The 14,003-nt window shown below is 43.2% G+C and carries 13 protein-coding genes; 9 read left to right on the top strand and 4 right to left on the bottom strand.

Annotated features, from left to right (window positions below; translation table 11 throughout):
• Positions 1 to 155: 155 nt before the first annotated feature.
• Positions 156 to 3,158: an AsmA-like C-terminal region-containing protein gene (locus tag G460_RS0114125; protein ID WP_026955972.1), complete on the bottom strand. Its 3,003-nt coding sequence runs from the start codon at positions 3,156 to 3,158 to the stop codon at positions 156 to 158.
• Between the two features lie 100 nt (positions 3,159 to 3,258).
• The gene (gene dgt / locus G460_RS0114120) at positions 3,259 to 4,605 is read right to left on the bottom strand and encodes a dGTP triphosphohydrolase (protein WP_026955971.1); all 1,347 of its coding nucleotides are present in this window, start codon (positions 4,603 to 4,605) and stop codon (positions 3,259 to 3,261) included.
• A 101-nt stretch (positions 4,606 to 4,706) separates the two neighbouring features.
• Between dgt and G460_RS0114115 the strand changes: the two genes are divergently transcribed.
• From G460_RS0114115 to G460_RS0114100, 4 genes are all read left to right on the top strand, one after another.
• Positions 4,707 to 5,537 (top strand): DUF4382 domain-containing protein, encoded by an 831-nt coding sequence (locus tag G460_RS0114115; protein WP_026955970.1) that lies wholly within the window; start codon positions 4,707 to 4,709, stop codon positions 5,535 to 5,537.
• Positions 5,538 to 5,685: 148 nt separating this feature from the next.
• Positions 5,686 to 6,489 (top strand): DUF4382 domain-containing protein, encoded by an 804-nt coding sequence (locus G460_RS0114110; protein ID WP_026955969.1) that lies wholly within the window; start codon positions 5,686 to 5,688, stop codon positions 6,487 to 6,489.
• Complete coding sequence (gene ribD / locus G460_RS0114105; RefSeq protein ID WP_026955968.1) at positions 6,486 to 7,511, top strand: bifunctional diaminohydroxyphosphoribosylaminopyrimidine deaminase/5-amino-6-(5-phosphoribosylamino)uracil reductase RibD; 1,026 nt, start codon at positions 6,486 to 6,488, stop codon at positions 7,509 to 7,511. Before G460_RS0114110 ends, ribD begins: the two co-directional genes overlap by 4 nt.
• A complete protein-coding gene (locus G460_RS0114100) occupies positions 7,504 to 7,986 on the top strand; it encodes a GAF domain-containing protein (protein ID WP_026955967.1) in 483 nt (160 codons plus the stop codon). Before ribD ends, G460_RS0114100 begins: the two co-directional genes overlap by 8 nt.
• Here G460_RS0114100 and G460_RS0114095 read toward each other — a convergent pair.
• Both G460_RS0114095 and G460_RS0114090 read right to left on the bottom strand, forming a co-directional pair.
• Positions 7,983 to 8,594 (bottom strand): hypothetical protein, encoded by a 612-nt coding sequence (locus G460_RS0114095; RefSeq protein WP_026955966.1) that lies wholly within the window; start codon positions 8,592 to 8,594, stop codon positions 7,983 to 7,985. The two genes, G460_RS0114100 and G460_RS0114095, sit on opposite strands and share 4 nt — an antisense overlap.
• The gene (locus tag G460_RS0114090) at positions 8,594 to 9,574 is read right to left on the bottom strand and encodes a dipeptidase (protein WP_026955965.1); all 981 of its coding nucleotides are present in this window, start codon (positions 9,572 to 9,574) and stop codon (positions 8,594 to 8,596) included. The genes G460_RS0114095 and G460_RS0114090 overlap by 1 nt, the downstream gene beginning before the upstream one ends.
• A 122-nt stretch (positions 9,575 to 9,696) precedes the next feature.
• Here G460_RS0114090 and G460_RS0114085 point away from each other — a divergent pair, with 122 nt between their 5' ends.
• The 5 genes from G460_RS0114085 to G460_RS23195 all read left to right on the top strand — a co-directional run bounded on the left by G460_RS0114085 (position 9,697) and on the right by G460_RS23195 (position 13,971).
• Positions 9,697 to 10,209 (top strand): 3-hydroxyanthranilate 3,4-dioxygenase, encoded by a 513-nt coding sequence (locus G460_RS0114085; RefSeq protein ID WP_026955964.1) that lies wholly within the window; start codon positions 9,697 to 9,699, stop codon positions 10,207 to 10,209.
• 123 nt (positions 10,210 to 10,332) lie between these two features.
• Positions 10,333 to 11,610, top strand: a complete 1,278-nt coding sequence (gene kynU, locus G460_RS0114080) for a kynureninase (protein ID WP_026955963.1) — start codon at positions 10,333 to 10,335, stop codon at positions 11,608 to 11,610.
• Positions 11,611 to 11,636: 26 nt separating this feature from the next.
• Positions 11,637 to 12,989, top strand: coding sequence for an FAD-dependent oxidoreductase (locus G460_RS0114075; protein WP_026955962.1), 1,353 nt, complete (start codon positions 11,637 to 11,639; stop codon positions 12,987 to 12,989).
• A gap of 11 nt (positions 12,990 to 13,000) precedes the next feature.
• Positions 13,001 to 13,609 carry a nitroreductase family protein gene (locus G460_RS0114070; RefSeq protein ID WP_026955961.1) on the top strand — a complete coding sequence of 203 codons (609 nt, stop codon included), beginning with the start codon at positions 13,001 to 13,003 and terminating at the stop codon, positions 13,607 to 13,609.
• 209 nt (positions 13,610 to 13,818) lie between these two features.
• The gene (locus G460_RS23195; RefSeq protein ID WP_157366934.1) at positions 13,819 to 13,971 is read left to right on the top strand and encodes a lmo0937 family membrane protein; all 153 of its coding nucleotides are present in this window, start codon (positions 13,819 to 13,821) and stop codon (positions 13,969 to 13,971) included.
• Positions 13,972 to 14,003 lie beyond the last annotated feature (32 nt).

Genomic DNA, 14,003 nt, shown 5'->3' with positions numbered 1-14,003 from the left:
ACCTAATAAAACCAGAGGGCAATCAAATGCTTCAAATAATGTCTTTGGACTAAAGTCCAAAGACATTATTTGAAGTGGATTAAAATTCTAAAAAGGCGGTTTGGGATTCAAAATCCCAAACCATCTAACCTAGAGACTTATCCTCATGATTTTGTCTAATTATCCTTCTTTACTGTCGTATCCTTTTTAGTTAGGGTACTGCTTTTGAGAATTCCTTTCAGTAGATTTTTGGCCTCTTCCACTACTTTTTCCCCGCTTTCAGCTGATTTTTTCTCCAGCTCTTTTTTCACTGAATCCTGGAAAGCCTGAGCTTTGACTTTCAGCTCCTGTTTGATGCTATCCTGTGCGGCATCAAATTGCTTTTGAGCTTCTGCCGTTAGATTTTGTTTTTCTGATTCCAGTCGCGATTGAAGAGCATTGCTGAGTAGATTTTCTATACTATTGCCTCCAGCTAGACTCACTTTGGGGGATTTATAAGTTCCACTTAGATTGATTGCCAGAGGAATGATGGTGGATTCATTGGCCTGTGTTCCGGCTATGCTAGCCAATAATGCATTGGCTTGACCTCCAAATTTACCTGCGGGCACTTGCATATTGAGGAGGTAATTGATCGATCCATCAAATCCCGCACTACCTTGCACCCGAGTCTGATAGTCCCAAAGCTTGACATCAAAAGGCTGAACCTCCATGATTCCATCTTCGATATGTACCGGAATCTTCAGATCCTTGAATTGAAGTGAACTTCCTGATGGCAGTTTGGTGAGGCTAGTTACTGATTGTAGCATCTTGCTTTCTTTCAGCGCTGCGTCCAGCACTGCCAAAATCCCATTGACATCGAGGGATGAAAGAACAGGCATCATGTCAGAACCCAACAATCCTGAGAATTCCAATTGGGAATTGAATCTCCCAGTAATATCCTGAGCGATCGGTGCAAAAGCTTTGACGGTGGTCAATGATTGGAATGCCTTGGCAATACTAAGCTCTGAGATATCCAGCTTCATATCAAATTTCGGATTTGCAAGATCACGAGGATCGTAGTTCCCGTTGAGGGTGATTCTTCCATCGAGTGTCTTCATTCCGGCATCAGAGAAGGTCAAAACTCCATTTCTTAAGGTCATTTTTCCCCTCACCTCTTTCAGATTGAGATTGTCATAGAGTACTTCATCAGCTGCTACCGCCATGGTGAAATCAATATTGTCTGGCAATGCCAAGACTTCCATGCTACTGGTATCTGATCCAGTACTACTTTCTGTCATCCACTCATTGACATCGAAATGGCTAGACTTCAAGTCCAATTGTCCCTTGAGCACACCTGCATCGGAAAGTAAGTAATCCATATAGTTGCTGAGCGAACCACTCGCCTGCAGGGGACTCTTGCCTAGTTTTGCATCCAGTTCGTTCAAGCTAGCTTGCGCAGGACTGAATGAAGCATTTGCTTTAGTAATAGCGACTCCCTGAGGATAATCTTGAGATTGGAAGAAAAAATCCTGCACCTGCATCGTTCCGGATGTATTTAGCTTTCCATATTGCTTTTGCTCTACGGCTTGATAGGATCCAGCAGTCTTGATATCTGCTTGGATCTTGCCTTTGAGCTGAGTGTTTTCGATCGGGAAAATCGTCATGATTTTTTCCAGATCCACCGCTCCAGTCAGAGCTCCATCCCAATTGAGGGCTTCGAAATCTTCGATTCTCATCTTTCCGGAGATTTCCTCACCTTCTAGCTCGAAACCGAAGTCTGGAAAATCGGCGACAAAATCCTTCATTTGTCCACTGCTACTGCTGATCATGGCAGTGGCGTGGATATCTTCAAGAGCAGTAGGATAGGCAGTGTTTTTGGCATATCCGTTTGCTAAAGCCATTTTGGCTGTGATCGCTGGAAGAATATGATTGGCAGAGTCATAGCGACCTTTTGCTTCGGCATTGAGATCTAAAATCCCAGCTAGCTCTGTCCCTTCGATCGGAAAAATGGAAGTCAATTCCTGCAAATTGAGTTTACCTACAAGCTGCCCTTCCATCTCATAGTCGCGGAGATTGGCCAAATGGAAATTGCCTGAAATCGGATTGCTGCCAAACTTTAAAGAAAATGTGGGAATGTCCAAACTTGTATTTTCCAGCTCAGAGGTTTCATTTTTTGCTTGAAGTTGCAAATTGATGGCCTGTACCGGTTTTGGAAGGTCTGGGTATTGAAACATTCCATCTTCGACTTTTAGATTGATGGCAAATGTCGGAAGTTGAGTTTCTGAATAGCGACCTTTGACATATCCATCAAAAGCCATAGTTCCGGAAGTTTTTACGGAAGAAAATGACTCTGTATAGATACCGGGTACAAGGGACAAAATGCTTTTAAATTCTGAATCGCTGGCAGCAAAACTAAAATCCATATCCATCCCATCTTCCGGCAACGCCAAGTATCCATCTAATCCAAAATAGAAGTCGTTCAATCCAAAAGTACCTTCTGTCAAGGTGAATTTCATCTGGTTCAGATTGACTTGCAGGGTGGTTTCTCCTTCAAATTTCTTGTTGGTCAGGTAATGAACTCCCTCATAAGCTAAGTCAGCAATCGTAGCCTCGACCTGCAGCGGCAAATCATACACATCAAGTGCGAAATCCCCTGATCCTTTGGCTGAAATCTCTGCCAAGGCCATGGCAAATTGCATTTGTCGGTCATCGTAAATAAGATTGACCTTGTCAAGTTCGATCGATTCTATGCCTAGCTGGAAGGAGGATTCGGATGCTTCCGTACTTTGAGTGCTATCTTCTTTGACAATATCATAGTTGGCTCTACCATCCTCCAAAACTTTGATATATAAGTCCCCTCCGATCAGGCTCAAGGCTGTAAGTGAAGGAGTATCATCAAAAATGATGGATTTGAGATTGAAAGCAAGATCGAGTTCATCTACTTGAATCAAAGTATCTGCCGCAAACTCATCTTTTCCCACAATGCCAAAATCTCCTATGGTCGCACTTACATTTGGGAAGTGTCTCAAAAGACTGATAGAGATCTCGTCGGGATCGTAGTACACTTGAGCGTTGAGTGAATTATCTAGTTCGCGATTGATCCGCTGGATGATTTGGTCTTTGAAAAGAAAAGGAACAGCGACAGCGCTGATGAGGAGAAAGAAAATAACTCCCAGCGTAATATATAGGGCTTTTTTCATGGTCTAGCTTATTCGGCATCATTTACGGATACCAGTAGTAATTGATTCAAGATCAAGGAGTAGTTGATCAATAATTTTTCCAAAAAAAAAGGAAGCTTGATTAGCTTCCTGGAAATGAAATCCCTTTGACCCTTCGATATAGATTGAGAGCGTATTTGTCTGTCATGCCAGAGATGTGATCCACGAGTGTCCGGATCAGTGGATAAGGATTGACTTCTTCTCCCCAGCCTTTAAGAGGAAAATCCTCCGGTAAAAGCCTCAAAATGCTTTTATCTTGGCCTGAGAAGCGATCTGGAGCATAAAATTGATGATAAAGTGCACGGGAAAATACCGAAAGTAAGCCTTCCAAAACCTGAAAACCGGCAGCTTCCTTTTCCAATACAATCTTGGATCTATAGATTTTTTGGACAGATACCTCCGTGATTTTCTGAAGAAACTTGGCCGAAGGGATGATATCCGTCAGAGCTTTGTCAAAATTTCCCTTGCACATGCTTTCCTCATAATGCGCAAAGGCTTCTACAGTCTCCTGAATCAATTGTCCGATAGCAAGAGCGCGCAAAGCGCCCAAATTTTGAGCATTGGTGCGATTTTTCAGTTTCTCGGGATCAAATCTATCTTGAAGGATCGGTGCCAAAAGTGAAACAGTCTCTTCAAATGAAACCAAGCCCATCGTACATCCATCCTCCAGATCTATGATGCTGTAGCAAATATCATCAGCCGCCTCTACAAGAAAAGCCAATGGGTGGCGATACCAGCACTCATCACTGGATTTTTCTAATCCCAAGAATGCCGCCATTTGCTCAAAATCTGTGAGCTGGTTGATAAAAAAACCAAATTTCTTTTGACTTCTTCTGGCAAAATCCCGGTGGGAAATAAAGCTTGGACGGGGATATTTGGTAAAAGCTGCCAGGGTAGCATAGGTCAGATTCAGCCCGAATTGTTTGGAAACGAGCATTCGAAACCCCTGTGCATTTCCTTCAAAATTGCAGAGATCTGCCCACTGCTCAGATCGGATGTGTTTTTCCCAGACCTTACCAAAATCGTGAAATTTGAAAAAATCAGAGATGGCTTCCTCTCCCGCATGTCCAAATGGTGGATTGCCGATATCATGGGTCAATGCCGCTGCGGCCACGATTCCGCCAATTTCTGAAGGGGTGACACCAGTTTTTTCCAGATTGGAATATTTCTGTAGTAAGTATTCTCCAGCAGCTTTGCCCAGAGATCTCCCGACAGAAGACACCTCCAAACTGTGAGTCAATCGAGTATGGACAAAGGCCTGATCTGGCAAAGGAAAAACCTGGGTTTTGTCCTGAAGATTTCTGAAAGGTGCAGAAAAAATAATGCGGTCATAGTCGACTTCAAATTCACTTCTGGTTGCTTGTGTGGGGATAAACCCCGGTTTGTCGCCAAATCTCCCACGTGAGAGAAGTCTTTCCCATTTCATCATCCCCAAAAATAAGAAGGCTCTCAGAGAAAATCCCCAAAAAATCGTGATTTAGATTGTGGCACAGTGCTTGGATGTAGGCATTCAGTATCAACCTCAATTTTATGAATAAGTATATTTCAAGTTTTCTGATTGCACTGGTAGCCTTGGTGGCTGTTTCCTGTGATTTCAATGATCAGCCTGAAGATAGAGAAAACAAGGCTCAGGTCAACTTTTACCTTGTCGATGCTCCAGGGGATTTTGAAGCAGTCTGGGTGGAGGTTTTGGCCATTCGGGTCAAAATGGATGACGATGACATCGTCGATGATGATGATTCAGATGACGAAGATGATTCTTCATGGGTAGAGATTCCTTATGAAGAAGGAAGCCAGATGGTCAATCTACTTGATTTGACTGGGAACAATTCACTGCATTTGGGAAGCCATTATTTCGACGAAGGAGAAATCGATCAGTTTCGCCTGTTGCTGGGAACCAATAATTATGTGGTCATCGGTGGGGAAGAATTTTATCTGAAAACTCCCAGCGCGCAACAGAGTGGGCTGAAAATCAAAATCGATCAAGACATCGAAGCGGGCCAGAGCTATGATTTGATTATCGACTTCGACGTGGCTAAATCAATCGTAATTGCCGGAAATTCAGGAAATATCAATTTGAAGCCAGTTTTGAGAGCTTATATGGTAGAAGCTGCAGGGATTTCTGGACAGGTATTGCCCCAGGATGCGCAGCAGATCATGGTGACAGCCAGCAGAAATGGAGAAACTTTCACCACCTATGTAGATGAAAACGGGAATTTTAAAATCCAGGGACTGGAAGAGGGGATTTATTCTCTGACTATCAAGCCAAATGAAAACTACCATCCTGTAATCCTGGATGGAGTGGAAGTAGATGATGATGGAATGACCGTAGTGGACCCTATTGTTTTAGAAGAGATATAATTCAATCAGAATTGTTCTGAGATGAATTTAAAACCGAGTTAGAATTTCTAGCTCGGTTTATTTTTTTGGGTGGTAGCAGAATTGAGTATTTACAAGACACCAAGCTTCCAATTTCCTGATTTCTCAAGTTTTGGGCTAAATTTGTTTCGTGAAAAAATGGTATCCACTTCTTTTAGTTTTCTTGGTCCTGAGCTTTTTAGCTTCCTGTACCACCTCTGAGGACAGACCAGAAGCACTTCTCAATTTGGTATTGATCGATGCTCCTCCCCGATATGATTCTGTATTCGTAGAAATATTCGGAGTACATGTGACTATGAATGTTCAGGGAAGGGAGACAGAGGAACAAGTCTTTTTTGTGCCCTATGAGCTTGGTGACAAGCAGATCAAGGTTTCTGACTATGTTGGTGGCGAGGTGCTGTTGCTAGGCAGAAAAGTCTTACCGGTCGGTCAGATCGTAGGGATGGAGCTTGAGATTGGTACTAAAAATTTTCTTTGGGACGACGAAGACAGATATCCGCTACCCTTAGCAGAGAATGCTTCTACGAGGATCCCTTTGGAAGTGGAGTTGGATCTGGAAACGGGTTATTCTTATGACGTAGTCTTGGATTTTGATTTGGAAAAATCCATCCAGACTCAAAGCACTGAGCCACTCTCACTGAGTTTTGATCCGTCTATTCGTCTGCTTTTGCCAGGAGATCTGGGAGAAATCTATGGTACTATCGCACAGGAACAATTGCGGCCGGCCATTTTTGCAATTCGAGATGGAGATTCTACAAGCACTCATATCAGTGAAGATCAAGCCTATTATTTTAGACTTCCTGCTGGTACATACGACTTATATTTTGATCCGAAAGATGAGGGCTTTTTGGCAGACACTCTTCTGGATGTGGAGGTAACAGCTGGAGAAAGCCTGACTTTGGATCTGATCACATTTAGACCAATATCCGAATGAGCGAGCACGCTACCTATATGCGTAGGGCGCTGGAACTCGCGGAGTGGGGACGAGGTCATGTCAGTCCCAATCCCATGGTTGGCTGCGTGATCGTTCATCAGGGCGTGATTATCGGAGAAGGATACCACAAAGAATACGGTGGTCCCCATGCCGAAGTCAATGCTGTCGCTTCGGTCAAAAATCCGGAATTACTTCCACAATCGACGGTATATGTGACTTTGGAACCATGTGCCCATTTTGGAAAAACTCCTCCCTGCGCCAGTCTTTTGGTGGAAAAGCAGGTGAAAAAAGTAGTAATCGCAGCTTTTGATTCCAATCCATTGGTAGGTGGAAAAGGGATCCAACTACTCAAAGATGCTGGCATAGAAGTGGAGACCGGTATTTTGGAGAAAGATGCTCGGTCTCAAAATCGACGGTTTTTTACCCAAATCGAAAAGCAAAGACCTTATGTGATCTTGAAGTGGGCTCAATCCAGAGATGGTTTTGTGGCGCGTAAGGATTTTTCCTCCAAGTGGATTTCCAACTCTCTGAGTCGGCAGCAGGTTCATAAGTGGAGAGCAGAGGAAGATGCGATTCTAGTAGGTAGAAATACCGCACACTATGATAATCCATCTTTGAATGTCCGGGATTGGATTGGGAAAAATCCCCTTCGGCTGGTTGTTGACAGACAATTACAACTTTCTCCTGAGTTGAAACTCTTTGATCAGGGTATTCCTACGATTTGCTACAATCTGAAAAAGTCTGAAATCAATGGAAATCTGGAATGGAAAAAGCTAAGTCCAAAATTTGAAGTCTCAGAGATCTTGGAGGACCTTCACGAAAGAAAAATCCAGAGCGTTTTGGTAGAAGGAGGAGCTTTGCTTCTCAATAAATTTCTGGAATCCGAACTTTGGGACGAGGCCCGTGTGTTTACCTCGAAAGTGAAATTTTTGGAGGGAATCAAAGCCCCTCAAATTTCTCATCCTGCAAGTGAAAGAGTTCATTTTCTAGAAGACGAATTAGCGATTTATTACCATGTCTGAAAATCTATATGTTCCTGAATCTGCAACCAAAGCAGAACAATACGAAGCTGTTCTTCCACAAATCGAAGCCTTGATTTCTGGAGAACCGGATATGTATGCCAACCTCTCTAACATTGCAGCGGCATTGAAGCAGGCCTTTGATTTTTTCTGGGTTGGATTCTACGTGGTCAAAGGTGAGCAATTAGTTCTCGGACCATTTCAGGGACCGATAGCCTGCACTCGAATTAATTTAGGGAAGGGCGTTTGTGGCACGGCTTGGAAAGACGCCAAAACCCAATTGGTGCCTGATGTGGATGCATTCCCCGGACACATTGCCTGCAGCTCAGCGTCCAGATCGGAAATTGTAATTCCTGTGTTCAAAGGATCTGAAGTTGCCATGGTATTGGATGTGGACAGCGATCAATTAAATGACTTCGATGAAACGGATCAGCTTTATTTAGAGAAGTTGATGGCTGTTTTGTCGGGAACGCTTTAAGCAGTTCTCTCTCCAATCCAAAAAACTCCCGGAGCTTGGATTTCAGTGAAGCCTTCCGGAACTTCCAATATCGTCACATAAGTGAGTGGTAAAATGAGTTTTCCGTTTTCATTTTCCAATTCTACGGGTAAGCCTTCTTGTCCAAAAACTTCAATATCGCTGGCGCGAAACCACTTCTTGAATTTTCCGCCTTTCACGGGATAAAACTTCCATTCGGCTTCTTGAATCGTGAGATCCATTTTCTCCAAAAACAATCCGAGCTCCAATGCCTTTTCATGTGGAAATCCAACCAGATGAGCTGCTTGATGATTGGAAGCCATTAAATAATGGAGTCCATCTGCCAAAAAATTATCAGTTGTGGATGTATAAAATCTCAAAGGGTATTGCTCTTCCAACAGGTTCAAATTTGCCTTTTGAAAGTCTTCACTCGCTAAAACCACATCGATTTTGATGCCCCACGAAAGGACCTGATCCACGCAATTTTCAGATACCAAAACTGTAGGAACCCACTCTAGCAATGGACTGATGGAGTCGAAAGTGATTTTTTCCAGGTCCAATATCAGTACCGCTGGTTCTTGCTGTTCTTTGACAAAATGATGGGATGACATCAGCTGTGAAGGTTTTGGTAGAAAGTTAAGACGTTTTTGTAGGCAAGGTTTTCTAGAGATTCCGAATCCAATTTATTGCTCAAGCTTTCCAACAGACTTGGGTATTGGCTGGCATCTTCTGCCAGAGGGAAATAGAATGGGAAGCGATTAGGATCAGCAAAATCCTGAGTGTAAAAATAATCAGCACCAAATGCCTGTGCCTTTTTTCCACCAATTTCAAATCCATGAAGGATATGCTCGAACAATCTTTCTGGCACCTCAGTATCCAAAAATGCACGAAGGAAGTTCACTCCGATGATTCCTTTTCTACGGATGATTTCCTGAGCAAACTCATCAGGCAAGTTTCGCTTATGATCCCAGATCGCCCGATAATTTGAATGACTCGCAATGATTGGAATATCTAAGTTTGCTTGTTCAATATGATTTAAGATTCCCTCAGCAAGAAGATCCGAAGTATGACTAAAGTCAACTGGGATTTTCTTTCCACTCATGTAATCGAGCAGCTTCTTTCCATCGTCTTTCAGGCCAATTCCTTCTGTATAATTTCCTCCTCCGAATCTGTTTTCGGTATGATGTGTCAAACTGATATAGGCCAGTTTTTTGGTTTTTTCCAAAATCCTGTCAAACTGCCCATAGATTTCGGTCCAAGATGTGGCTTCTGCTCCCAATCCCGCTGCGTTTTCTATCGATGCAAAAAGTGAGACTGTTCCATCAGAAGGAAGGTTTTTACAATCAAATACCGAAAAGGAATCGCTCTCTTTGGACACCAACGTATCAAAAATCTCTGCTTGCTTCCAAGCCAGATCCATAGAGATTGGTTTGACGTCGGTATAGATCGCGCACACTTGCATCTGGACGTTTCCGGCAGTGAGATGGGGATACGCACAGGCTATCTCGTCTCCCGCAAATGCACTGGCATTGGGGATTCGTGCTAAATAAGAGAGTAAATCGCAGTGAAGATCAATAATGGGTAATGACATGAATTCGGCCTTTTGAACAAAGTAAGGGAAAAAAACGCGTGTTTTTTAATACTTTTAGTTCCTAATTCACTGGGGTAAAAACCCGATAGCAACAGCCCTTTTCCACTAAAAAAAATAAAATTATGGCCTTGTCCCAACCTTTCAATTTCAAAAAATGGATTGATGATAATAGACATCTTTTAAAGCCGCCTGTTGGCAATCAGCAGGTTTACAAAGGGAATGATGATTTCATTGTCATGGTCGTAGGCGGACCTAATTCTCGAAAGGACTATCACTACGATGAAGGGGAGGAATTCTTTTATCAATTGGAAGGAGATATCGTGCTCAAAGTGATAGAAGATGGCAAGCCAAAAGACATTCACATCAAAGAGGGAGAAATTTTCCTTTTGCCACCCAAAGTTCCCCACTCTCCAAGAAGACCGGCAAATACTGTGGGGTTAGTGATAGAAAGATACAGAAGACCGGGTGAGAAGGACGGCTTTATCTGGCATTGTGAAAACTGTGGACATTTGCTTTACGAAGAGTATGTCGAGCTGACTGATATTGTCTCGCAGTTACCTCCTATCATGGATAGATTCTGGAACAATCCTGAAAACTGTACCTGCAAAAACTGTGGTACGGTGATGACAAAATAGTCGATAGACCAAATGAGTTGAAAGGTGGGAAGGTTGAAAAGTGGAAAGTTATCCTGCACTTTTAGGATGCTATGAAAACTTAAAACCTTTGAACCTTCAAACTTTAAAACTTGTAACTCCTACATGAACTACCAATACTCAGAATCATTTGCCCAAGAAATGGATCAAAAAGATCCTTTGGCAAAGTTTAGAGATCAATTCTTTTTCCCTCAAGTGAATGGTCAAGAGGCCATTTATTTCTGTGGAAACTCTCTGGGCCTTCAGCCTAAATCTGTAAGAAATGGATTGGACCGAGAGCTTCACAATTGGGCTCAAATGGCTGTGGATGGGCATTTTCATGGAGAAGATGCCTGGTTTTATGCCAAGAATAAATCCAAACCGGCTTTGGCAGAAATCATGGGCGCACAGGAGCATGAAGTGGTAGCAATGAACAACCTCAGTGTGAATTTGCACCTATTGATGGTTTCATTTTATAGACCTACTTCTAAGAGATACAAGATCATCGTGGAGGCTGGAGCTTTTCCTTCAGATCAATATATGCTCGAGACTCAGGTGAAATTTCATGGTTTGAAACCAGAGGATGTCATCGTCGAATTGAAGCCGAGGGCAGGGGAACATACCTTGAGGACGGAAGATATTGTAGCTGAAATCAAAAGTCAGGGCGAAGCTTTGGCTTTGGTCAACATGGCTGGAATCCAGTATTACTCAGGACAGCTTTTTGATATGCAAGCGATTACCCAAGCAGCTCATGAAGTTGGGGCTTACGCAGGCTTTGATTTGGCTCATGCCGCGGGCAATGCCCTTTTGAAATTGCATGACTGGGATGTAGATTTTGCGACTTGGTGTAGTTATAAGTACATGAATTCCGGTCCTGGGAATATTTCTGGAATTTATGTGCATGAGCGATTTGCCGAAAGACCTGATTTGAATCGCTTTGCAGGCTGGTGGGGTCATGATGAAGGCCAGCGATTCAAAATGGAAAAGGGATTTCTTCCCATGTTTGGAGCAGATGGATGGCAGCTGGCCAATACCAATATTCTGGCTTTGGCAGCGCATCAGGCTTCCTTGGATATTTTTGTGGACGCGGGGATGCAAAACCTTAGGGAAAAAAGCATCAAGCTGACTGGCTATTTGGAGTATTTGATTCGAGAAATCAGCGGAGAATCAGGCATTTTGGAAATAATTACCCCAGAAAAACCCTCCGATAGAGGCTGTCAGTTATCTTTGCTGATTCATCGCGGCGGAAAGGCTGTCTTCGATGAATGGTATAGCCGAGGAGTAGTTGGGGATTGGAGAAATCCAAATGTGATCCGGCTGGCCCCGACACCACTTTATAACAGCTACATGGATGTTTTCAGATTTGCCAAAATTTTGGAACAATCCATTGAAAAATTCGCTTAAAAAAAAGCGAGGATAAAAAAATCCACATGAAACAAGATGAAATAAGCATTCTTGGTGCCGGATTGATCGGGACCTTGATGGCGATATATCTCAAGCGTCAGGGATTGGATGTGACGGTCTATGACAAAAGACCTGACAAAAGAATCTCTCCCTACTACGAAGGAGGCAGATCTATCAATATGGCCCTGAGTCATAGAGGATGGAAAAGTCTGGAACAGGTGGGACTCAAGGATCAGGTGCTTCCCTTGGCGATTCCAATGTACGGACGTAAGATTCACGATGAACACGGGGGTACGTCTTTTATCCCATATGGGAAGGATAATCAGGCGATTTATTCTATTTCCAGAGGTAAATTCAATCAGCTGCTTGCTGAGGAAGCTGAGAGACTGGGTGCGCAGATAAAGTTTGAGCACAAATGTCTCGATGTCAATTTTGAGAATCAGGAGATCACTTTTGAGACCAAAGCTGGAATCAAGAAAGAAATAGCTCCTGTAATCATCGGCGCAGACGGAGCATATTCTGCCTTGAGGCTTTCGATGCAAAAGCAGGTTCGCTTCAATTACAAGCAGGAATATCTCAGTCACGGCTATAAAGAATTGACCATTCCGGCGACTCCGGAAGGAGAATTTGCCATGGATCCCAATGCGCTTCATATCTGGCCGAGAGGCAAGTTTATGCTGATCGCGCTGCCCAATCCGGATAAATCGTTCACCTGTACTTTGTTTCTTCCATTTCAGGGAACCAAAGTCTGTTTTGACAAAATCAATGATGAGAAGGATCTGGAGTCTGTTTTTACCAACTACTTCGACGATGCCTATCAACTGATGCCAAACCTGAAGGAAGAGTTTTTCAAAAACCCGACCGCTGCGCTGATCAATATCGAATGTTTTCCTTGGGTGCAGGGCCACAGCATGCTGTTGGGAGATGCATCCCATGCGATGGTTCCTTTTTATGGGCAAGGGATGAATTGTGGATTTGAGGATTGCTTCATTCTCAATGGACTATTGGAAAAATACGGCCTGAACTCTTGGGATTTGGTTTTCGAAAAATTCCAGAAGAAACGCAAGCTGGATACCGATGCGATTTGCCAATTGGCGATGGAGAATTTCATAGAAATGAGAGATTCTGTAGCTGATCCCAAATTTTTGCTTCGCAAAAAAATCGAGGCAAAGCTTCATGCACTCTATCCCAAGGAATGGATCCCACTCTATACCATGGTGACATTTTCAGACATGGGCTACGCCGAGGCATATGCTCAAGGCAAACTCCAAGAAAGCATCATGGACGGTGTGATGGCAGATCCGCTGATCACCGAAAACTGGGACAAACTTGACTACGAAGACATCATTAATAAAATGGAAACTGCGAAAGCGGTTTAAGACAATACTTTATGCAAAGACCTGATTTTAACTCAGAAGAGGTAACCAAAATCATCCGTGGGAGAAGATCCCTGTTTGTTTCACAGTTTAAGGAAAATGACCCTGTGGACGATTCCATCATCGAGGAGATGCTCGAAAATGCTAACTGGGCTCCTACTCATAAACTGACTCAACCTTGGAGATTTATTGTGTACACGGGCGAGGGATTGAAAAAATTTGCCGACTACCAGGCAGATCTTTATAAAATGAGAGCAGAGAAAAACGGAACTCCGTTTTTGGAAGCTACCTACACCAAGTTCAAAGAAAGCCCGCTGAAAGCTTCCCATGTGATTGCCATTTTGATGAAGCGGACTGAAGGTTCTGGAATTCCAGTGATGGAAGAGATCGCTGCAGTCTCTATGGCAGTTCAGAACATGTATCTGACGGCTTCTGCTCATGGCTTAGCGGCTTATTGGGGCACTGGGGGCCCGACATTCTGGCCAGAGGCTAGAGAAGACTTTGGTTTGGAAGGAGAAGACATGCTGATGGGCTTTTTCTATGTAGCCAAACCGGGAATCGAAACTTGGCCGGAAGGCAAGCGTGATGCGATCGGCGACAAAGTCGCCTGGATCAGAGAGTGATACAAGCCCGACCACTAGGTCGGGTTTTTCTTTTTTTTGGGAAAGGATTTCCTCAGCTTGTGGAGGAATAGTGGGGTGAATGACGAGTAGAAATTATATGAATTTTCGAAAAATGTCCATTGGAAGGCTCTGAATGAACTTTTTGATTTTTATGCTTTTCAGGCATTTGGATTGAACAATAGAAAGTGTTCAACCAAAAAAATGAAATCATGAGTTCTTTACTTTATTTAATCGCTGTCATCCTGATCATTGGATGGATTCTAGGATTCTTTGTTTATAGCGTTGGTGGATTGATCCACATTTTGTTGGTATTGGCTGTGATAGCTGTATTGATGAGATTGATATCCGGCCGAGCGGTATGACGAAAATAGTAGAATCAAAAAATCCCTGACAA

Origin of the sequence: Algoriphagus vanfongensis DSM 17529 (genome assembly GCF_000429465.1) — a bacterium.
Classification (GTDB): domain Bacteria; phylum Bacteroidota; class Bacteroidia; order Cytophagales; family Cyclobacteriaceae; genus Algoriphagus; species Algoriphagus vanfongensis.
Note: the sequence above shows the minus strand (reverse complement) of the source record. Positions and strands in the feature narration are given on the sequence as shown.

Excerpts from the sequence above, each read along its gene's own strand:
- G460_RS23195 (WP_157366934.1), top strand. The coding sequence starts at position 13,819 with ATGAGTTCTTTACTTTATTTAATCGCTGTCATCCTGATCATTGGATGG.
- G460_RS0114070 (WP_026955961.1), top strand. The coding sequence starts at position 13,001 with ATGCAAAGACCTGATTTTAACTCAGAAGAGGTAACCAAAATCATCCGT.
- kynU (WP_026955963.1), top strand. The coding sequence starts at position 10,333 with ATGAACTACCAATACTCAGAATCATTTGCCCAAGAAATGGATCAAAAA.
- ribD (WP_026955968.1), top strand. The coding sequence starts at position 6,486 with ATGAGCGAGCACGCTACCTATATGCGTAGGGCGCTGGAACTCGCGGAG.
- G460_RS0114095 (WP_026955966.1), bottom strand. The coding sequence starts at position 8,594 with ATGTCATCCCATCATTTTGTCAAAGAACAGCAAGAACCAGCGGTACTG.
- G460_RS0114100 (WP_026955967.1), top strand. The coding sequence starts at position 7,504 with ATGTCTGAAAATCTATATGTTCCTGAATCTGCAACCAAAGCAGAACAA.
- dgt (WP_026955971.1), bottom strand. The coding sequence starts at position 4,605 with ATGATGAAATGGGAAAGACTTCTCTCACGTGGGAGATTTGGCGACAAA.
- G460_RS0114085 (WP_026955964.1), top strand. The coding sequence starts at position 9,697 with ATGGCCTTGTCCCAACCTTTCAATTTCAAAAAATGGATTGATGATAAT.
- G460_RS0114125 (WP_026955972.1), bottom strand. The coding sequence starts at position 3,158 with ATGAAAAAAGCCCTATATATTACGCTGGGAGTTATTTTCTTTCTCCTC.
- G460_RS0114090 (WP_026955965.1), bottom strand. The coding sequence starts at position 9,574 with ATGTCATTACCCATTATTGATCTTCACTGCGATTTACTCTCTTATTTA.
- G460_RS0114115 (WP_026955970.1), top strand. The coding sequence starts at position 4,707 with ATGAATAAGTATATTTCAAGTTTTCTGATTGCACTGGTAGCCTTGGTG.
- G460_RS0114075 (WP_026955962.1), top strand. The coding sequence starts at position 11,637 with ATGAAACAAGATGAAATAAGCATTCTTGGTGCCGGATTGATCGGGACC.